Origin of the sequence: Pseudomonas fluorescens (genome assembly GCF_001307275.1) — a bacterium.
Taxonomy (GTDB): Bacteria; Pseudomonadota; Gammaproteobacteria; order Pseudomonadales; family Pseudomonadaceae; genus Aquipseudomonas; species Aquipseudomonas fluorescens_AA.
The window spans coordinates 4,209,039-4,227,851 of sequence record NZ_CP012831.1; the positions used below are offsets into that span (position 1 = coordinate 4,209,039).

At 60.5% G+C, this 18,813-nt stretch carries 16 protein-coding genes, 4 tRNA genes and 1 riboswitch; of the genes, 16 read left to right on the plus strand and 4 right to left on the minus strand.

Going from position 1 to position 18,813, the window contains the following annotated elements:
- Positions 1–6: 6 nt before the first annotated feature.
- The 5 genes from astA (at position 7) to astE (ending at position 5,477) form a co-directional block, all read left to right on the plus strand.
- The gene (astA, locus tag AO356_RS18760; protein ID WP_060741009.1) at positions 7–1,032 is read left to right on the plus strand and encodes an arginine N-succinyltransferase; all 1,026 of its coding nucleotides are present in this window, start codon (positions 7–9) and stop codon (positions 1,030–1,032) included.
- Entirely contained in the window at positions 1,029–2,498 is a 1,470-nt protein-coding gene (gene astD, locus AO356_RS18765; RefSeq protein ID WP_162491246.1) for a succinylglutamate-semialdehyde dehydrogenase, read from the plus strand. Before astA ends, astD begins: the two co-directional genes overlap by 4 nt.
- A gap of 255 nt (positions 2,499–2,753) precedes the next feature.
- Complete coding sequence (astB, locus tag AO356_RS18770) at positions 2,754–4,100, plus strand: N-succinylarginine dihydrolase (RefSeq protein WP_060741011.1); 1,347 nt, start codon at positions 2,754–2,756, stop codon at positions 4,098–4,100.
- A gap of 69 nt (positions 4,101–4,169) precedes the next feature.
- Positions 4,170–4,457: a hypothetical protein gene (locus AO356_RS18775; protein WP_003178862.1), complete on the plus strand. Its 288-nt coding sequence runs from the start codon at positions 4,170–4,172 to the stop codon at positions 4,455–4,457.
- A gap of 12 nt (positions 4,458–4,469) precedes the next feature.
- Positions 4,470–5,477 (plus strand): succinylglutamate desuccinylase, encoded by a 1,008-nt coding sequence (gene astE, locus AO356_RS18780; RefSeq protein WP_060741012.1) that lies wholly within the window; start codon positions 4,470–4,472, stop codon positions 5,475–5,477.
- Positions 5,478–5,601: 124 nt separating this feature from the next.
- Here the strand turns inward: astE and AO356_RS18785 are convergent, their stop codons facing one another.
- The gene (locus AO356_RS18785) at positions 5,602–6,111 is read right to left on the minus strand and encodes a 6,7-dimethyl-8-ribityllumazine synthase (RefSeq protein WP_060741013.1); all 510 of its coding nucleotides are present in this window, start codon (positions 6,109–6,111) and stop codon (positions 5,602–5,604) included.
- Positions 6,112–6,211: 100 nt separating this feature from the next.
- A riboswitch (FMN riboswitch) is annotated at positions 6,212–6,380 on the minus strand.
- On the minus strand, positions 6,357–6,635 hold the full coding sequence (locus tag AO356_RS32735) for a hypothetical protein (RefSeq protein WP_160320218.1): 279 nt from the start codon (positions 6,633–6,635) through the stop codon (positions 6,357–6,359). (Overlaps the previous riboswitch by 24 nt.)
- Between AO356_RS32735 and ltaE the strand changes: the two genes are divergently transcribed.
- From ltaE to AO356_RS18820, 7 genes are all read left to right on the plus strand, one after another.
- Entirely contained in the window at positions 6,634–7,638 is a 1,005-nt protein-coding gene (gene ltaE / locus AO356_RS18790) for a low-specificity L-threonine aldolase (RefSeq protein WP_060741014.1), read from the plus strand. The genes AO356_RS32735 and ltaE overlap by 2 nt on opposite strands.
- 146 nt (positions 7,639–7,784) lie before the next feature.
- Entirely contained in the window at positions 7,785–10,406 is a 2,622-nt protein-coding gene (gene alaS / locus AO356_RS18795; RefSeq protein ID WP_060741015.1) for an alanine--tRNA ligase, read from the plus strand.
- A 92-nt stretch (positions 10,407–10,498) separates the two neighbouring features.
- Positions 10,499–11,740, plus strand: a complete 1,242-nt coding sequence (locus AO356_RS18800; RefSeq protein ID WP_060741016.1) for an aspartate kinase — start codon at positions 10,499–10,501, stop codon at positions 11,738–11,740.
- A 184-nt stretch (positions 11,741–11,924) separates the two neighbouring features.
- The gene (gene csrA, locus AO356_RS18805) at positions 11,925–12,113 is read left to right on the plus strand and encodes a carbon storage regulator CsrA (protein WP_003178872.1); all 189 of its coding nucleotides are present in this window, start codon (positions 11,925–11,927) and stop codon (positions 12,111–12,113) included.
- A gap of 62 nt (positions 12,114–12,175) precedes the next feature.
- Positions 12,176–12,266 (plus strand) — tRNA-Ser (locus AO356_RS18810).
- 107 nt (positions 12,267–12,373) lie between these two features.
- Positions 12,374–12,450 (plus strand) — tRNA-Arg (locus AO356_RS18815).
- Positions 12,451–12,522: 72 nt separating this feature from the next.
- Positions 12,523–12,599: transfer RNA gene (locus AO356_RS18820), tRNA-Arg, on the plus strand.
- Between the two features lie 40 nt (positions 12,600–12,639).
- On the opposite strand, the gene AO356_RS18825 is transcribed toward AO356_RS18820, so the two are convergent.
- Positions 12,640–13,143, minus strand: coding sequence for a hypothetical protein (locus tag AO356_RS18825; protein WP_060741017.1), 504 nt, complete (start codon positions 13,141–13,143; stop codon positions 12,640–12,642).
- A 322-nt stretch (positions 13,144–13,465) separates the two neighbouring features.
- On the opposite strand from AO356_RS18825, the gene mgtE reads away from it, so the two are divergent.
- A complete protein-coding gene (mgtE, locus tag AO356_RS18830) occupies positions 13,466–14,908 on the plus strand; it encodes a magnesium transporter (protein WP_060741018.1) in 1,443 nt (480 codons plus the stop codon).
- A gap of 303 nt (positions 14,909–15,211) precedes the next feature.
- Here mgtE and AO356_RS18835 read toward each other — a convergent pair whose 3' ends face one another.
- Positions 15,212–15,538: an Arc family DNA-binding protein gene (locus AO356_RS18835; protein WP_060741019.1), complete on the minus strand. Its 327-nt coding sequence runs from the start codon at positions 15,536–15,538 to the stop codon at positions 15,212–15,214.
- Between the two features lie 526 nt (positions 15,539–16,064).
- On the opposite strand from AO356_RS18835, the gene AO356_RS18840 reads away from it, so the two are divergent.
- From AO356_RS18840 to AO356_RS18850, 3 genes are all read left to right on the plus strand, one after another.
- A tRNA-Arg gene (locus tag AO356_RS18840) sits at positions 16,065–16,141 on the plus strand.
- Positions 16,142–16,602: 461 nt separating this feature from the next.
- The gene (locus AO356_RS18845) at positions 16,603–18,264 is read left to right on the plus strand and encodes a ShlB/FhaC/HecB family hemolysin secretion/activation protein (protein WP_060741020.1); all 1,662 of its coding nucleotides are present in this window, start codon (positions 16,603–16,605) and stop codon (positions 18,262–18,264) included.
- 9 nt (positions 18,265–18,273) lie between these two features.
- Positions 18,274–18,792 carry a toxin-activating lysine-acyltransferase gene (locus AO356_RS18850; RefSeq protein WP_060741021.1) on the plus strand — a complete coding sequence of 173 codons (519 nt, stop codon included), beginning with the start codon at positions 18,274–18,276 and terminating at the stop codon, positions 18,790–18,792.
- Positions 18,793–18,813 lie beyond the last annotated feature (21 nt).

Below are 18,813 nucleotides of genomic sequence, written 5' to 3' on the forward strand. Positions count from 1 at the left end.
GATAGCATGATCGTTCGTCCCGTACGCAGCAGCGATTTACCCGCTCTGATCGCCCTGGCCCGCAGCACGGGCACCGGCCTGACCACCTTGCCGGCCAATGAAGAGCGCCTGGCCCATCGGGTCGGTTGGGCCGAGAAGACCTTTCGCGGCGAAGCCGGGCGCGGTGATGCGGACTACCTGTTCGTGCTCGAAGACGATGACGGGCGCGTGGTGGGCATTTCCGCCATCGCCGGTGCCGTGGGGCTGCGTGAGCCCTGGTACAACTTTCGGGTCGGCCTGACGGTCAGTGCTTCCCAGGAATTGAACATCTATCGGGAAATCCCGACCCTGTTCCTGGCCAACGACCTGACCGGCAATTCCGAGCTGTGCTCGTTGTTCCTCCACGCCGACTACCGCAGTGGCCTCAATGGCCGGATGCTGGCCAAGGCGCGGCTGTTGTTCATTGCCGAGTTCCCGCAGTTGTTCGGCAACAAGATCATTGCCGAGATGCGCGGCATGTCCGACGACAACGGCCGTTCGCCGTTCTGGGAAAGCCTGGGCCGGCATTTCTTCAAAATGGAGTTCAGCCAGGCCGACTACCTCACCGGCGTGGGCAACAAGGCGTTCATCGCTGAACTGATGCCCAAATTCCCGCTGTACACCTGTTTCCTGTCCGAAGGTGCCCGGGCCGTGATTGGCCAGGTTCATCCGGACACTGAACCGGCCTTGTCGATGCTCAAGAGCGAAGGTTTCAGCTATCAGGGTTACGTCGACATCTTCGACGCCGGCCCGGCGGTGGAGTGCGAGACCGGCAAGATCCGCGCGATTCGCGACAGCCAAGCGCTGGTGCTGGCCATCGGCACGCCGGGCGATGACGCCACGCCGTTCCTCATCCATAACCGCAAGCGCGAAGACTGCCGCATCACCGCTGCACCGGCGCGCTTCGCCGCAGGCACTCTGGTGGTCGATCCGCTGACCGCCAAGCGTCTTCAACTCAATGCCGGCGATCAGGTGCGTGCCGTTGCGTTGTCCGCTGCCCGGGAGTCGAAATGATGAATTCGTTGTACATCGCAGGTAGCTGGCTGGAAGGCCAGGGCGACCTCTTTGAGTCGTTGAACCCAGTGACCCAGCAAGTGTTGTGGTCGGGCAACGGTGCCACGGCGGCGCAAGTGGAATCGGCGGTGCAGGCCGCGCGCCAGGCGTTCCCGGACTGGGCGCGGCGCTCGCTGGATGAACGCATCCAGGTGTTGGAAGCTTTTGCCGCGGCCCTGAAAAGCCACGCTGACGAACTGGCCCAGTGCATCGGTGAAGAAACTGGCAAGCCGTTGTGGGAAGCGGCGACCGAAGTGACCAGCATGGTCAATAAAGTCGCCATTTCGGTGCAGAGCTACCGCGAGCGGACCGGCGAGAAGAGCGGCCCCCTGGGCGACGCCACCGCCGTGCTGCGCCACAAGCCCCATGGCGTGGTGGCGGTCTTCGGTCCCTACAACTTCCCCGGTCACTTGCCCAACGGTCATATCGTGCCAGCGCTGCTGGCCGGCAACAGCGTGTTGTTCAAGCCGAGCGAGCTGACACCGAAAGTCGCCGAGCTGACGGTCAAGTGCTGGGTCGAGGCCGGTCTGCCGGCGGGTGTGCTGAACCTGCTGCAAGGCGCGCGGGAAACCGGTATCGCCCTGGCAGCGAACCCAGGTATCGACGGGTTGTTCTTCACCGGCTCCAGCCGCACCGGCAATCTGCTGCATCAACAATTTTCCGGGCGTCCGGACAAGATCCTCGCGCTGGAAATGGGCGGTAACAACCCGCTGGTGGTGGATGAGGTGGCGGACGTCGATGCGGCGGTCTACACCATTATCCAGTCCGCTTTCATTTCCGCCGGGCAGCGCTGCACCTGTGCGCGCCGTCTGCTGGTGCCGGAAGGCGCCTGGGGCGATGCCTTGCTGGCGCGCCTGGTGGCGGTCAGCTCGACCCTTGAAGTCGGTGCCTTCGACCAGCAACCGGCACCGTTCATGGGCTCGGTGATTTCCCTGGGGGCGGCGAAGGCGCTGATGGACGCGCAAAACCATTTGCTGGGCAAAGGCGCCGTGCCGCTGTTGGCCATGACCCAGCCGCAGCCCCAGGCGGCATTGCTGACGCCGGGTATCCTGGATGTGACTGCCGTGGCCGAGCGTCCTGATGAAGAGCTGTTCGGGCCGTTGCTGCAAGTGATCCGCTACACGGACTTCGCCGCGGCCATCACCGAGGCCAACAATACGCAGTACGGCCTGGCGGCCGGGTTGCTGTCTGATTCCCAGGCGCGTTACCAGCAATTCTGGCTGCAGAGCCGCGCCGGTATCGTCAACTGGAACAAACAGCTGACCGGCGCCGCCAGCAGCGCCCCGTTCGGCGGTGTCGGTGCCTCGGGCAACCATCGCGCCAGTGCTTATTACGCGGCCGATTATTGCGCGTACCCGGTGGCTTCCCTGGAGACCCCGAGCCTTGTCATGCCGGCTGCCCTGACCCCCGGTGTGCGCATGTCTTGAGACCGCCATCGCGGGCAAGCCTTGCTCCCACAGGGGTTATGCAAAACCTGTGAGAGCAAGCCTTGTCCCCACAGGGGTTATGCAAAACCTGTGGGAACAAGGCTTGTCCCCACAGGGGTTATGCAAAACCTGTGGGAGCAAGGCTTGTCCCCACAGGGCCTATGCAAAACCTGTGGGAGCAAGGCTTGCCCGCGATAGCCGCGACGCAGTTGTAATTGATGCCTATAAAAAACAGATTCTCGTGGAGCCTCGCTGATGAAATCCTATGAAGTCAACTTTGACGGTCTAGTGGGGCCGACCCATAACTACGGCGGGCTCTCGTACGGCAACGTCGCGTCCCAGAGCAACAGCCAGCAGTCCTCCAACCCCAAGGAAGCGGCGTTGCAGGGCCTGGCGAAAATGAAAGCGCTGATGGACATGGGATTCCAGCAAGGCGTGCTGGCGCCACAGGAGCGCCCGGACGTGGCGGCCCTGCGCCGGTTGGGCTTTGCCGGCAGCGATGCCCAGGTGATCCAGCAGGCCGCGAAGGAAGCGATGCCGCTGTTGGTCGCCAGCTGCTCGGCGTCCAGCATGTGGGTGGCCAACGCCGCCACGGTCAGCCCAAGTGCCGACACCGCCGATGGTCGCGTGCATTTCACCGCCGCCAACCTGAACTGCAAGTACCACCGTAGCATCGAGCATCCGACCACCAGTCGCGTGTTGGGGGCGATGTTTGCCGACCAGCAGCACTTCGCCCACCACGCCGCGTTGCCGGCGGTGGCGCAGTTCGGCGATGAAGGTGCGGCCAACCACACCCGTTTCTGCCGCGCCTACGGCGAGGCCGGCGTCGAATTCTTCGTCTTCGGTCGCAGCGCCTTCGACACCCGTTATCCCGCACCGCAGAAGTACCCGGCGCGCCAGACCCTGGAAGCCTCCCAGGCCGTTGCCCGCCTGCATGGGCTGCGGGAGGAGGGCGTGGTGTACGCCCAACAGAATCCGTCGGTGATCGACCAGGGTGTGTTCCACAACGACGTGATCGCGGTGGGCAATGGCGAAGTGCTGTTCTATCACGAGGACGCGTTTCTCGAGACCGACAGGATGTTGGCCGAGTTGAGCAGCAAACTCGCCAAGGTTGGTGGGAAATTTCAGTCGGTGTGCGTGCCGCGTTCGGCGGTGACTGTCGATGACGCGGTACGTTCCTACCTGTTCAATAGCCAGCTGCTGTCGCGCCCCGACGGCTCCATGCTCTTGATCGTGCCGGAAGAATGCCGCGGCAACGAACGCGTCTGGCAATACCTGCAAGGCCTGACGGGCGCTGGCGGGGTGATTCGCGAAGTGAAGGTCTTCGACCTCAAGCAAAGCATGCAGAACGGTGGCGGCCCGGCTTGCCTGAGGTTGCGCGTGGCCCTCAATGAAACCGAGCTGGCGGCCGTCAATCCAGGGGTTATCATGACCGCGCCGCTGTACGATTCGCTGACCCAATGGGTCGAGCGGCACTACCGCGACCGCATGACCGAAAATGACCTGGCAGACCCGCAGTTGCTGCTCGAATGCCGTGCGGCATTGGATGAACTGACACAAATCCTTAAACTTGGCGCGGTTTATCCTTTCCAGATCAATTGAAAGCGCACGCGACCTGACTACAGTCAAAGCAGGGCGCGTTGCCTTATCCCCAGACGAGAACCTAAAGACATGAGCGATACCCTGCAGCTGATCCTTGAAGACACCGACGGCACCCAACTGGAAACCTCCTGCACCCGTGTCGCGGTGATGTGGCAAGGCAAGGAGTTGTGGATCCAGCAGGATGGCCGCGGTCAGTTGCTGATCGGCGTCGATGTCGAGGAAGGGGACGAGGAATACGCCAACCTGTTGTTGCGTCCATTGGCGACCAACCTGGTCAGCCTGCAACTGGAAATGGAACCGGCGGACGTCGGCGACGATGACCATGTCCATGGCCCGGATTGCGGCCACGACCACTAAGGAAACCGCGCTATGCTCGCCCTCGGCAAACTGCTTGAACTGACCCTCGCCGGCCGTGAACCGGCGGAGAAGACTCAACTGACTGTCGAAGGCGTACGGATGCGCTGGCTGAGCGAGGGCGCGCTGGAGGTCAAGCCGCCCGAAGCCCGGGATAACGGCCTGGATCTGCTGCTGTCGGCCGGTATCCACGGCAATGAAACCGCGCCGATCGAATTGCTCGACCGTCTGCTGCACGACATTGCCCGTGGCGACCTGAAGCCGCGGGCACGCATTCTGTTCCTGTTCGGCAACCCCGAGGCCATCCGGCGCGGTGAGCGTTTCGTCGAGCAGGACGTCAACCGACTGTTCAACGGTCGCCATGAGCTCAGTGGCGGTCCTGAAGCGCTGCGGGCCTGCGAGCTGGAGCGGCTGGCCGCCAGTTTCTTCAGTCGGCCGGAACGCAGTCGCTTGCATTACGACCTGCACACCGCTATCCGCGGCTCGAAGATCGAGCAGTTTGCCCTGTACCCATGGAAGGAAGGCCGCGCGCATTCACGCCGTGAGCTGGCACGCTTGCGTGCCGCGGGCATGGAGGCAGTGTTGCTGCAGAACAAGCCGTCCATCGTCTTCAGTGCCTATACCTACGACCAGCTCGGCGCCGAGTCCTTCACCCTGGAGCTGGGCAAGGCCCGGCCATTCGGGCAGAACGACGGGGTCAACGTCGGCCTGCTGGAAACTCGCCTGCAACAGATCATCGAAGGCAACGAGCCGGCGCTGGATGAAGGCCTCGACGGCCTCCAGCTATTCAGCGTGGCGCGGGAAATCATCAAGCACAGCGACAGTTTCCGCCTGAACCTGCCGGCGGACATCGAGAACTTCTCCGAGCTTGAAAAAGGTTATGTGCTGGCCGAGGACATCGCCCAGACCCGCTGGGTGATCGAAGAGGAGGGCGCCCGGATCATTTTCCCGAACCCCAAGGTCAAGAATGGCTTGCGGGCCGGGATCCTGATCGTGCCGGCGACTGACGAAAACCTGCTCTAAAACCCACGCCGAACCATTGTGGGAGCGAGCTTGCTCGCGATAGCGGTGTTCCAGTCAAATGTTGAAGGTGACTGACACTCCGTCATCGCGAGCAAGCTCGCTCCCACAGGTTTTTTAGTGGCTTTTAGCTCGCTACCGCCCGCTGCTCACTGCGACGCAACGCCCGGGTCTTGTGCAAGGTATCGGCGCAAGTCTTCGCCGCTTCCTGGCCCTTGTGCACGAAATGCTCGAAGAAAAACTTCTGATGCTCTTCCCCTGCATGGAAATGATGCGGCGTGAGCACCACCGAGAACACCGGCACTTCGGTTTCCAGCTGCACCTGCATCAGGCCGCTGATGACCGATTGGGCGACGAACTCGTGACGGTAGATGCCCCCGTCCACCACCAGGCCGGCGGCGACGATGCCGGCGTAGCGGCCTGACTTGGCCAGCAGCTTGGCGTGCAGCGGGATTTCGAAGGCGCCGCCGACTTCAAAGAAGTCGATGTCGCTTTCCTGGTAACCCTGGGTGATCATTTCGGCGACGAAGCCTTTACGGCTCTGGTCGACGATTTCCTTGTGCCAGCAGGCCTGGATGAACGCGACGCGCTCGCCCGGATGACTTTTGCTTTTGCTGTCGATTGCAGTGGGTTGCATGTTCTGGTTCCTGTTTGTGTGAAAAACAGGGCGTCATGAATCGAAGGGGATTCGAGGGTACGCCGCGCACGGACAGTCGCAGTCGGCCCTTGGGTGCCAATCCCGTTCTCTCTTCATCCGGACTATGACCGTCGGCCCCGGGATCACACCGGGTCTGCTGACCTTGCCGCTACACCCCAAAAAGCGGTGTACCACCAAGCGCTCGCGGGCTATGCACGTTGCGTGCAATTACCGCCGGTGGGGAATTACACCCCGCCCTGAGAACGTTTTTGCCGCCATGGTTTTTGGCAGCGGAGGATTTTTAACACATAACCTACTGTGGGAGCGAGCTTGCTCGCGATGGCGCCATTGCAGCCAGCATCAAGGCAAGCTGAACCACCGCTATCGCGAGCAAGCTCGCTCCCACAGGCGTTCTGGATAATGTTCAGGCTTTCCGTCGACCAGGCTTGATTATTCCTGCCCATGCCCGCAGTAATTGCCCTTCGAAAGGGAATTCCCCCACCAGCACCCGAGGCCAGATTCATGAGTGTTATCGATCTTCGCAGCGACACGGTCACCCAACCTACCGCCGGCATGCTGGATGCCATGGCCAGTGCGCCGACCGGCGATGATGTGTATGGCGAAGACCCGACCGTCAATCGCCTCGAAGCCGAACTGGCTGCGCGCCTGGGCTTTGCTGCGGCGATGTTCGTGCCCACGGGCACGATGAGCAATCTGTTGGGGTTGATGGCCCACTGCGAGCGCGGCGATGAGTACATCGTCGGTCAGCAGGCCCACACCTACAAATACGAGGGCGGCGGTGCGGCGGTGCTCGGTTCGATCCAGCCCCAGCCTCTCGAGGTGCAGGCGGACGGTTCCCTGGGCCTGGCGCACGTCGCCGCGGCGATCAAGCCCGATGACTTTCACTTTGCCCGCACCCGCCTATTGGCCCTGGAAAACACCATGCAGGGCAAGGTGCTGCCCTTGGAATACCTGGCCCGGGCCCGGCGTTTCACCCAGGAGCATGGCCTGGCCCTGCACCTGGATGGAGCGCGGCTGTACAACGCCGCGGTCAAGCTGAATGTCGATGCCCGGCAAATCACGCAACATTTCGATTCGGTGTCGGTGTGCCTGTCCAAGGGCCTTGGCGCTCCGGTGGGCTCGGTCCTGTGCGGCAGCGTCGAACTGATCGGCAAGGCCCGCCGGCTGCGCAAGATGGTCGGTGGCGGCATGCGCCAGGCCGGGATCCTCGCGGCGGCCGGGCTGTATGCCCTGGAGCATCAGGTCCAGCGCCTGGCCGATGACCACGCCAATGCCCAGCGGCTTGCCGAGGGCTTGCGTGGGGCGGGTTACGAGGTCGAGCCGGTGCAGACCAACATGGTCTACGTAGAAATGGGCGAGCGGGCCGAGGCGATCAAGGCGTTTGCCGATGAACGGGGCGTCAAGCTCAGCGCGGCGCCACGCCTGCGAATGGTGACGCACATGGACGTGAGCGCGGCGCAAATCGACCGGGTGGTCGCCACTTTCGTCGAATTTTCTCGCCAATGACCCGCTAACCGGGGCAATTGACAGTTTCTATCGTATAAACACGCTGTACCCCACGCGCAGGGCCGATATAATGCGGCCCTTTGCCGTTGCTTCGTCTGTTGACGTTTTGCACAGGCCTTTGGCCGCAGCCTCCGTGGAAGAACCTAATGAAAAGCGCAGAAATCCGTGAAGCCTTCCTTCGCTTCTTCGAAGAGCAAGGCCACACCCGAGTAGCCTCCAGCTCTTTGATTCCGGGCAACGACCCGACCCTGCTGTTCACCAACGCGGGGATGAACCAGTTCAAGGACTGCTTCCTGGGCCAGGAAAAACGTGCCTACACCCGTGCGGTAAGCAGCCAGAAGTGCGTGCGTGCCGGCGGCAAGCACAACGACCTGGAAAACGTCGGCTATACCGCACGTCACCACACGTTTTTCGAAATGCTGGGTAACTTCAGCTTCGGTGACTATTTCAAGCGTGACGCCATCACCTTCGCCTGGACCTTCCTGACGTCCGACAAGTGGCTGAACCTGCCCAAGGAAAAGCTTTGGGTAACGGTCTACGCCACCGACGACGAAGCCTATGACATCTGGACCAAAGAGGTCGGCGTCCCGGCAGAGCGCATGGTGCGCATTGGCGACAACAAAGGCGCGCCTTATGCCTCCGATAACTTCTGGACCATGGGCGACACCGGCCCATGCGGTCCTTGCACCGAGATCTTCTACGATCACGGCGCCGACATCTGGGGCGGCCCACCCGGCTCGCCGGAAGAAGACGGCGACCGCTACATTGAGATCTGGAACAACGTGTTCATGCAGTTCAACCGCACCGCCGATGGCGTGTTGCATCCGCTGCCAGCGCCGTCGGTGGACACCGGCATGGGCCTGGAGCGGATCAGTGCGGTGCTGCAGCACGTTCATTCCAACTACGAAATCGACCTGTTCCAGAGCCTGCTGAGCGCGTCGGCCAAGGCCATCGGTTGCACCAACGACAACCAGGCCTCGCTGAAAGTGGTCGCCGACCACATCCGTTCCTGCGGCTTCCTGATTGCCGACGGCGTGCTGCCTTCCAACGAAGGTCGTGGTTATGTACTGCGCCGGATCATCCGTCGCGCCTGCCGCCACGGTAACAAGCTGGGCGCCAAGGGCAGCTTCTTCTATCAGATCGTCGCGGCATTGGCGGCCGAGATGGGCGACGCCTTCCCGGAACTCAAGTCCCAGCAGGCGCATATCGAACGCGTACTCAAGGCTGAAGAAGAGCAATTCGCCAAGACCCTGGAGCAAGGCCTGAAGATCCTCGAGCAGGACCTGGCCGAACTCAAGGGCAATGTGGTCCCGGGCGACGTGGTGTTCAAGCTGTACGACACCTATGGCTTCCCGATGGACCTGACCGGCGACATCGCCCGCGAACGCAACCTGACCCTCGACGAGGAAGGGTTCGAGCGCGAGATGGAAGCCCAGCGGGTGCGTGCGCGTTCCGCCAGTTCCTTTGGCATGGACTACAACAGCCTGGTCAAGGTAGACGTGGCCACCGAGTTCACCGGTTATGCCGGCACCACCGGCTCGGCCAAGATCGTTGCCATCTATAAGGACGGGCAATCGGTCGACATCCTGAGCGAAGGCCAGGAAGGTGTGATCGTGCTGGACAAGACCCCGTTCTACGCCGAGTCCGGCGGCCAGATCGGCGACAGCGGTTACCTGCAGGCGGGCAGCTCGCGTTTCGACGTGCGTGACACCACCAAGACCGGCGGCGCGTTCCTGCACCACGGCGTGCTGGCGTCGGGTAGCCTGATGATCGCCGCCCCGGTGGCCGCCCATGTCGACGCCGAAGTGCGCCATGCCACGTCGCTGAACCACTCCGCCACGCACTTGCTGCACGCGGCGTTGCGCCAGGTGCTGGGCGAGCACGTCCAGCAGAAGGGCTCGTTGGTGGACAGTCAGCGCCTGCGCTTTGACTTCAGCCATTTCGAAGCCATCAAGCCTGAGCAACTCAAGGCGCTGGAAGAAATCGTCAACGCCGAGATTCGCAAGAACTCCCCGGTGGAAACCGAAGAGACCGACATCGAGACCGCCAAGCGCAAGGGCGCGATGGCGTTGTTCGGCGAGAAGTACGGCGACAGCGTGCGCGTGCTGAGCATGGGCGACTTCTCCGTTGAACTGTGCGGTGGCATCCACGCCAACCGGACCGGTGACATCGGCCTGATGAAAATCATCAGCGAAGGTGGCGTGGCATCCGGTGTACGCCGGATCGAAGCGGTCACCGGCGCTGCGGCCCTGGCGTACCTCAACGCGGCCGAAGAACAACTCAAGGAAGCGGCTACCCTGATCAAGGGCAGTCGCGACAACCTGATCGACAAGCTGTCGGCTGTGCTGGAGCGCAACCGCCTGCTGGAAAAGCAACTCGAGCAGTTGCAGGCCAAGGCCGCCAGCGCCGCGGGCGACGATCTGTCGGCCCAGGCGGTGGACGTCAAGGGCGTGAAGGTGCTGGCCGTGCGTCTGGACGGCCAGGATGGCAAGGCGCTGCTGGCGCTGGTCGATCAACTGAAAAACAAACTCGGCCGCGCAGTGATCCTGCTCGGCAGTGTCCATGAGGAAAAGGTCGTTCTCGTCGCAGGCGTGACCAAAGACCTGACTGGCCAACTCAAGGCCGGTGATTTGATGAAGCAGGCCGCTGCGGCAGTGGGCGGCAAGGGCGGTGGTCGTCCTGACATGGCGCAAGGCGGTGGTACCGACGTCGGCGCTCTGGACGCGGCACTGGCCCAGACCGTTGCATTCGTAGAGCAGGGTATTTAAGGCAGCGTCGCCGGGCTCGTGGTCTAGTGACGAGCCTGGCCGCTGTTTGAGTGATTTATTGGGCGCCCTTCATGGGCAGAGGCGGCTTTGAAATGGCTTTGATCGTACAGAAATTTGGAGGCACCTCGGTCGGCACTGTCGAGAGAATCGAACAAGTCGCCGACAAGGTTAAGAAATTCCGTGAAGCGGGCGATGACCTGGTGGTTGTGCTGTCGGCAATGAGCGGCGAGACCAACCGTCTGATCGATCTGGCCAAGCAAATCAGCGGCGACCAGCAACCGGTTCCCCGTGAACTGGACGTGATCGTTTCCACTGGTGAGCAGGTGACCATTGCCTTGCTGGCCATGGCGCTGATCAAGCGTGGCGTGCCGGCGGTGTCCTACACCGGCAACCAGGTGCGTATCCTGACGGACAGCGCGCACAACAAAGCGCGTATCCTGCAGATCGACGACCAGAAGATTCGCGGCGACCTGAAGGCTGGCCGTGTCGTGGTTGTCGCCGGTTTCCAGGGCGTGGACGAGCAGGGCAATATCACCACCCTCGGCCGTGGCGGTTCCGACACCACGGGCGTAGCACTGGCGGCGGCTCTCAAGGCTGACGAATGCCAGATCTACACCGATGTGGACGGTGTCTACACCACCGACCCACGGGTGGTGCCTGTGGCCCAGCGCCTGGACAAGATCACGTTCGAAGAAATGCTGGAAATGGCCAGTCTCGGCTCGAAGGTGTTGCAGATCCGGGCGGTCGAATTCGCCGGCAAGTACAACGTTCCGCTGCGCGTTCTGCACAGCTTCAAAGAGGGTCCGGGCACCCTCATTACTATTGATGAAGAGGAATCCATGGAACAGCCGATCATTTCCGGCATCGCTTTCAACCGCGATGAGGCCAAGCTGACCATCCGTGGCGTGCCAGACACCCCCGGCGTGGCGTTCAAGATTCTCGGCCCGATCAGTGCCGCGAACATCGAAGTCGACATGATCGTGCAGAACGTCTCGCACGATAACACCACTGACTTCACCTTTACCGTGCACCGCAACGACTACCAGTCTGCCGAAGCGATCCTGAAAAAGACCGCTGGCGAGATCGGTGCCCGGGAAGTGGTGGGCGATACCAAGATCGCCAAGGTCTCGATCGTGGGTGTCGGCATGCGTTCCCACGCAGGCGTGGCCAGCCGCATGTTCGAATCCCTGGCCAAGGAAAGCATCAACATCCAGATGATCTCTACTTCGGAAATCAAGGTTTCCGTGGTGATCGAAGAGAAGTACCTGGAACTGGCCGTGCGCGCCCTGCACACGGCTTTCGAGCTCGACGCTGCTGCCCAGCAGGGCGAGTAAAGCGTTATCCAGAGGGCGCGGCTGGACCGCGCCCTTTGTTTTTCTGAATGGCGCGTCCCAAAACTGTTCTTTTGCCCGCGCTGGTCAATACTAGGCCTGTAGGCTTCGACCGTTTCGGTTGTAGGTCCAATGCCTTTTTTTTGCAGACTGTTGTCCCTTAAGTGAATTGCGTGAGGAGAAAGGTATGCTGATTCTGACCCGTCGGTGTGCAGAAAGCCTGATTATTGGCGATGGCGAAATCACCGTGACCGTGCTCGGCGTCAAAGGAAACCAAGTGCGTATCGGCGTCAACGCCCCGAAAGAGGTTGCTGTACACCGGGAGGAAATCTACCTGCGTATCAAGAAAGAGAAGGACGACGAACCAAGCCATTAATTTTTATCGATTTTTATGTTTGCAAACGGGGATGAAGGTGGTTAATATACGCCCCGTGTTGCGGAGAGCTGGCCGAGTGGCCGAAGGCGCTCCCCTGCTAAGGGAGTACACCTCAAAAGGGTGTCGGGGGTTCGAATCCCCCGTTCTCCGCCATTATTCGTTTAGTGCGTCAGAACCTGGCTTGATCAGTAAGTGATTGAAATTACTGAAAAAAGCGCTTTACAAAAGGAATTGACGACCTATAATGCGCGGCAACAAATGCACTCGTAGCTCAGCTGGATAGAGTACTCGGCTACGAACCGAGCGGTCACAGGTTCGAATCCTGTCGAGTGCACCATTTAAGAGTTGTTTGCAGCAGTGCAAATAACTTGGCTTCAACCAGTTGTGATCTGGTATAAAACCACAACTTGCACTCGTAGCTCAGCTGGATAGAGTACTCGGCTACGAACCGAGCGGTCACAGGTTCGAATCCTGTCGAGTGCACCAAACACCAAAAAGCCCGCGTTTAACGCGGGCTTTTTGCTGTCTACGATTTGCCTTTCACGCACCCCCTTTCATCGAACACGACCTCTGCGCTGCGACCTTTCTTCGCTTTGTAGGTATACCGTGTGCTCGAATTTCGAATCTTGATTGAGTCTGGCTTGCCCAGGGCGCTCTCGACGTCCTGTTGGCTCATGCCGATGACGATTCGTCGTTCCAGGATGGCGTCGCGGCGTTGCCTGGCATCGATGAGGTTCCCGCAACGGTCCTGGAACTGGCCAACCACGGTCGGCTCTTTGCGTGTGGTTGTGTTGCCGGATGTTTGCCAACGCTCCGCTTCGGGCAGCATCGCCTCGGTCGTCGGCTCGATCGAACCTGGGCTGTAGGGATGGATCTGCTGGAGCGACAGGGCTTCACCCGGGCCGCAACTCAAGGTGGTGAATGTCACGTGCCCTGCAATGCTTTCGCAGCGATGCACGGTTTGCCCGGCGGCCCACAAAGGCAGGCAGGGCAGGCTGGCGAGCAGGATCAGGTAGTGGTTGATGGGCATCCGGTCGTCCTCCTTGACGGTGCAGGAGAACAGGTTAGTCGCGGCATTCCTGTCGAGGCGTGTGTTTTCTTTTCCGGATAAGTCGTCGTAGAGGGGAAGGTTCAGCTTGCGTTCAGGTTTGTCTCGCAAGCGCTTGTTCTTGCCATGATTTTTTAGCGTTTTAAAGCGTCAAGCGGTGTATGATTGCGCCCGTCAGCCCCGCCGGGGCTTTGGAATATCTCCATGGACTTACCCAGTAGTTACTCAATATTTAGTTTTGCCAATCATGAATTAACTGATTGATCCTTCCGGCGTGCTCCACTGCTGGGAGTGGAGTTCGCCTATGACCCAAGTAGAAGTAAAAAAAACGCAGGAAAGCCTTCAGGATCGTCTCGCTCAAGTCGTTGAGCTGCTGCAGCGCCAGCGGGTCGTCGAAGACCTGACGCATCGCCAGGAAGGCCCGAATCATGACCGGGTCGAGAACCTGGTCCACCGGCAGAATCTCGTCGAGTTGCAACGCAAGCTCGATGACTTGCACTCCGCCGACGTCGCCTACATTCTTGAAGCCTTGCCCCTGGAAGAGCGTCTGACGGTCTGGCAGTTGGTCAAGGCTGATCGAGACGGTGACATCCTGCTCGAGGTGTCGGACTCGGTTCGTGAAACCCTGATCGCCGACATGGATGATCATGAGTTGCTGGCGGCGGCCAAGGAAATGGACGCCGACGAACTCGCCGACCTTGCGCCCGAACTGCCACGGGACGTTGTCCACGAACTGATGGAAGCCCTCGACGGCCAGCAACGTGAGCGTGTGCGCTCGGCGTTGTCCTATGACGAGGAGCAGGTCGGTGCGTTGATGGACTTCGAGATGGTGACGATCCGCGAGGATGTCAGCCTTGAAGTGGTCTTGCGTTACCTGCGTCGTCTCAAGGAGCTGCCCGGCCATACCGACAAGCTTTTCGTGGTCGACTACGACGGTGTGCTCAAGGGCGTGCTGCCCATCAAGCGTTTGCTCGTCAACGACCCGGAAAAGCAGGTGGCCGAGGTCATGGCCAGCGATCCGGTGAGCTTCCACCCGGACGAAGACGCCTACGATGCGGCCCAGGCATTCGAGCGTTATGACTTGATTTCCGCACCGGTGGTCGACAAGAACGGCAAGTTGATCGGCCGTCTGACCATCGATGAAATGGTCGACTTGATTCGTGAAGAAAGCGAAAGCGAAGTCCTCAACATGGCCGGTCTGCGCGAAGAAGAAGACATCTTCGCCTCGGTCTGGAAGTCCCTGCGTAACCGCTGGGCCTGGCTGGCGATCAACCTGATCACGGCGTTTGTCGCTTCCCGGGTCATCGGCCTGTTCGAAGGCTCCATCGAGAAGCTGGTGGCGCTCGCGGCGCTGATGCCCATCGTCGCCGGTATCGGTGGCAACTCCGGTAACCAGACCATCACCATGATCGTCCGTGCCATGGCGCTGGACCAGGTCAGCACCGGCAATACATCGCGATTGATGCGCAAGGAACTGGCGGTCTCCTTGATCAATGGCGTGATTTGGGGTGGGGTGATTGGTGTGGTGGCTTATCTGCTTTATGGCAGCTGGTCGCTGGGAGTGGTCATGACGGCCGCAATGACGCTCAACCTGTTGCTGGCGGCATTGATGGGGGTCTTGATCCCCATGACCCTGGCCCGCATGGGGCGCGATCCTGCCATGGGTGCCAGTGTCATGATTACTGCTGTGACCGACAGCGGCGGGTTCTTCATTTTCCTGGGGTTGGCGACGATTTTCCTGCTCTGAATCGCTCATCGAGAAACCCGCCTGTTTGGCGTGAAACTGTTCACTTGGAAAAAACGGCGCTTCTTTCAGAAATGGGAAGCGCCGTTTTTTTGCGCTTCTTTCGATTGGTGGGCGTCGAGATCAAGCGTTCAAAGCAAGAGCAGCTGGCAGGTCCAGCCGCTATGCAGCGGCGCCAGCGCTATCGCGAGCAAGCTCGCTCCCACATGGGGTTGCGGGTGATTGACCAATTGCTTCTATCGGGCCTGGGCAAACGCCAGGCACAAAAAAGCCAGCACGAGGCTGGCTTGAGTGTTTTGGCTGTGATCAGGTCGCTTCTGCGGCCATCTCTACGTCATGTGCAATCAGCGAAACAAGGGCGTTCTGCTGACGGTGGGAGAGTTGTCGGAAGCGTTGAAGCAGTTCGCGCTCATGCAAAGACAGCTCCGGGCTGTCCAGACGCATGCTCAGCTCTTCACCCAGTGCGCCTTCCTGAATCAGACTTTGCTCCAGGCGCGCAATGATTTCAGAGTTCATGCTGCGATGATGATTACGAGCCACCTCGGCAATGCGTTCCCGCATTCCGTCTGGCAGACGTACGACGAACTTGTCAGCCGTACGGCTGGAATAAATTGCCTTTGTCATTGGGCGCATATTTATTTAACCGGTTAGTTCAGGGGAGCGGTTCTCGGGATTGGCCGCAGGATGTCGATAGGACAAGCTCCACTGCCAAATGTTCAACCTGAATTGTTAAGAGGCCCGCATCATGCCTCAAAATTGCCAGATCATTGGCGCCAATTCTGTGACAAATTCTGATCCGGGTAAAGGCGTTATGCCAGCACCTTTCATCAAAAAATGCGGACTGGTTGGAAAAAAACAACAGGTTCGCATTTGTGACCATCGGATCGTGTCGTTGTGCCATACCGTCTGGCGGATAACGGAAATGGACCAAAACGCTTGTCGTCCCTGTCTTGTATAGGATAGTGGCAAATGGCCGATTTACTAGGATAAACACGCCAGGGGCAGATGAATGGCGGCCGGGGCCAACCGCTTGGCCTTGTCAGCCTTGCGAGCAGTACCATTTGCCTACACTTAAAAAACAGCGACGACATGACAAACGCAGGGCAGGTCGTTACCATGCACGCCGTCCCGCGCACCGCGTTTCTTGTGGTCGACTCGTGTCTCAGTAGCTCAATTGGATAGAGCATCCCCCTCCTAAGGGGAAGGTTGGCAGTTCGAACCTGCCCTGGGACACCATTATAAACAGTGGGTTAGCGCACAGGCCGCTGACTTTTCCTGGTTGCATTGCCCCCTCTCCAGATGAACGACCCCGGCTTGAGCGCGTCGTTCCTGCCTCGCACAGCTCCTCATTCCCCCAAGCTGTGACCAACTGCCCATTTTTACGCATTTGTATCGAGCATATTTCGATAGCGCGAAACTTTCTCCCCACTCTGCTATCAGACCGTCTCGGTACGTTGTAGGACTTTTCCTTCGTTTCCGATGGATTACGTACCTCGTTATTTATCTGTGTCAGTGTCAATGCCGCTTCCGGCGGGCCTGACTCACCGTGTCTTCGATTCAGGCCACAAGGATGTGACATGCAGCCAGCCGCACCCTGCCGAACGCGTAAACCGAACAGCCCTCGCCGTTGTGCTGGTGGAACCCGTTCATCCGCACAGAACGCCAAGCGTCTCGCCCTGCTGCTGATAGCGGCGTGGATGACGGGCGCGTGGAGCGCTGCGCAGGCGGCCGGACCTGAAGAAGAACTGCTGCGCCAGCAAGAGCGCGAACGGGTTTTGCGCGATCAATTGGAGTCCCGGCCCGACGTGCGTCTGCAGGCAGCACCCGTGGGTGAAGGTGCCGAGCGCTTGCCCGCCAAGGAAAGTCCCTGCTTTGCCATCAATGACGTCCGCCTGATCGGCGAGGCGTCGGAAAAATTCCAGTGGGCGTTGCGCGCCGCCAATCCCAAGGATGATCCCGCCATCGGTCGTTGCCTCGGCGGCGGCGGGATCAACCTGACGATGAAACGCATGCAGAATGCGATCATCGAGGCCGGCTACGTCACCACTCGCGTACTCGCCGAAGCCCAGGACTTGAACAGTGGGGTGCTGGTGTTGACCCTGGTGCCAGGGCGCATTCGCGAGATTCGTTTCGAGGAGGGTACCAGCGCCCGCGCCAATGCCTGGAACGCGATGCCGGCCAATCCTGGCGATCTGCTCAACTTGCGCGACATCGAGCAGGCGCTGGAGAACTTCAAGCGCGTGCCGACCGCTGAGGCCGACATCAAGATCGCGCCAGCCCGTGCCGCCGACGCCAGGCCTGGTGAGAGCGACGTGGTGATCGCCTGGAGCCAGCGGTTCCCCGCCCGGGTGAGCCTGTCGGTGGACAATTCCGGCAGCAAGAGCACGGGCAAATACCAGGGCAACGTATCGCTGTCCTTGGACAACCTGCTGTCGCTCAACGATTTGTTCTACGCCAGCGTCAACCATGACTTGGGCGGCGGCGAGTCCGGGCACCGCGGTTCCGATGGCAGCACGCTGCATTATTCGCTGCCGTTCGGCTACTGGCAGTTGGGGTTCACCAGCAGCGAATACAACTACGAACAGTCTGTTGCCGGCGCTAACCAGTCCTATCAGTACCGAGGCGAGAGTCGTAACAACGAGTTGCGCCTGTCACGCCTGCTGTACCGCGACGCCGTTCGCAAGACCACCGCCTGGGGCAGCCTGTGGACGCGCTCGTCGGAGAATTTCATCGACGACACCGAGGTCGGCAACCAGAAACGCCGCATGGCTGGCTGGCAGTTGGGGTTGGACCATCGGGAGTTCATTGGCGCTTCGATTCTTGACCTGGGCGTCGCCTATCGTCGCGGCACCGGTGCCCACGATGCGCTCAGGGCACCTGAGGAAGATTTTGACGCCGGTACGTCACGCTCGCAGATCATCACCGCCGATGCTCAATTGCAGGTGCCGTTCCAGGTCGGCGATCAGCGCCTGCGCTACATCGGTGGCTGGCGCGCGCAATGGAACCGTACGCCGTTGGTGCCCCAGGATCGCTTCTCCATCGGCGGGCGCTACAGCGTCCGCGGCTTCGATGGTGAAAACATTCTTTCCGCCGACCGTGGCTGGACCCTGCGCAACGAAATAGGCCTGTCCCTGGGGCAGACCGGCCAGGAGCTCTACACCGGCATCGACTATGGCGAAGTCAGCGGCCAATCCAGTGAGTTCCTGATCGGCCAGCGCCTGGCGGGGGCCGTGGTGGGTATACGCGGCGGTTACAAGGGCCTGTCCTATGACTGGTCGGTAGGTACGCCGTTGAAGAAACCCGATGGTTTCGAGACGGCCAACGTGACCAGCGCGTTCACCGTCATCTGGTCATTCTGAGGTGATCCCATGCAGTTCGAGACGCTAGACATTATCGCTCCTGGCCTGATCGACGAACCCTGGAGCGAAGCCGCGGTGTTCGGCTCCGCCACCTGGTTGTGGATGCATTCCAAGGCCCATCGCGATGCGCCGTTGCACACCTTGCCGACATTGCTGTTGCCGGCGCTCAAGCATCGCCAGTTCGTGCTCGGCTCCGAACACGGCAAGCCGGTGTTCTACCTGTCCTGGCTCAACCTCGACGAGGCGGCAGAGCAACGTTACCTGCGCCAGTCGCCGCTGGCGCTGAGCCAAGAGGACTGGAACAGCGGCGAACGTCTCTGGCTCAACGACTGGGTCGCCCCCTTTGGCCACACGGCGGTATTGAGCCGCCTGTTGCAACGTCACCTTTTCATCGATCGCTGCGCCCGAGCCCTCTATCACCGAGGCGACGAGCGTGGCCTGCGGGTCAAGACATTCCAAGGGATCGGGGTCATCCCCGAACAGGCCCAGGCCTGGTTTGCCGCTCACCCGCTGGCAGTCGAAGCGTAACTCCAACCACTGGTCGTGCGG

What these genes read in the sequence shown, in the direction of transcription:
- astA (WP_060741009.1), top strand. Translation starts at nt 7, where the DNA reads ATGATCGTTCGTCCCGTACGCAGCAGCGATTTACCCGCTCTGATCGCC.
- astD (WP_162491246.1), top strand. Translation starts at nt 1,029, where the DNA reads ATGATGAATTCGTTGTACATCGCAGGTAGCTGGCTGGAAGGCCAGGGC.
- astB (WP_060741011.1), top strand. Translation starts at nt 2,754, where the DNA reads ATGAAATCCTATGAAGTCAACTTTGACGGTCTAGTGGGGCCGACCCAT.
- AO356_RS18775 (WP_003178862.1), top strand. Translation starts at nt 4,170, where the DNA reads ATGAGCGATACCCTGCAGCTGATCCTTGAAGACACCGACGGCACCCAA.
- astE (WP_060741012.1), top strand. Translation starts at nt 4,470, where the DNA reads ATGCTCGCCCTCGGCAAACTGCTTGAACTGACCCTCGCCGGCCGTGAA.
- AO356_RS18785 (WP_060741013.1), bottom strand. Translation starts at nt 6,111, where the DNA reads ATGCAACCCACTGCAATCGACAGCAAAAGCAAAAGTCATCCGGGCGAG.
- ltaE (WP_060741014.1), top strand. Translation starts at nt 6,634, where the DNA reads ATGAGTGTTATCGATCTTCGCAGCGACACGGTCACCCAACCTACCGCC.
- AO356_RS32735 (WP_160320218.1), bottom strand. Translation starts at nt 6,635, where the DNA reads ATGAATCTGGCCTCGGGTGCTGGTGGGGGAATTCCCTTTCGAAGGGCA.
- alaS (WP_060741015.1), top strand. Translation starts at nt 7,785, where the DNA reads ATGAAAAGCGCAGAAATCCGTGAAGCCTTCCTTCGCTTCTTCGAAGAG.
- AO356_RS18800 (WP_060741016.1), top strand. Translation starts at nt 10,499, where the DNA reads ATGGCTTTGATCGTACAGAAATTTGGAGGCACCTCGGTCGGCACTGTC.
- csrA (WP_003178872.1), top strand. Translation starts at nt 11,925, where the DNA reads ATGCTGATTCTGACCCGTCGGTGTGCAGAAAGCCTGATTATTGGCGAT.
- AO356_RS18825 (WP_060741017.1), bottom strand. Translation starts at nt 13,143, where the DNA reads ATGCCCATCAACCACTACCTGATCCTGCTCGCCAGCCTGCCCTGCCTG.
- mgtE (WP_060741018.1), top strand. Translation starts at nt 13,466, where the DNA reads ATGACCCAAGTAGAAGTAAAAAAAACGCAGGAAAGCCTTCAGGATCGT.
- AO356_RS18835 (WP_060741019.1), bottom strand. Translation starts at nt 15,538, where the DNA reads ATGCGCCCAATGACAAAGGCAATTTATTCCAGCCGTACGGCTGACAAG.
- AO356_RS18845 (WP_060741020.1), top strand. Translation starts at nt 16,603, where the DNA reads ATGACGGGCGCGTGGAGCGCTGCGCAGGCGGCCGGACCTGAAGAAGAA.
- AO356_RS18850 (WP_060741021.1), top strand. Translation starts at nt 18,274, where the DNA reads ATGCAGTTCGAGACGCTAGACATTATCGCTCCTGGCCTGATCGACGAA.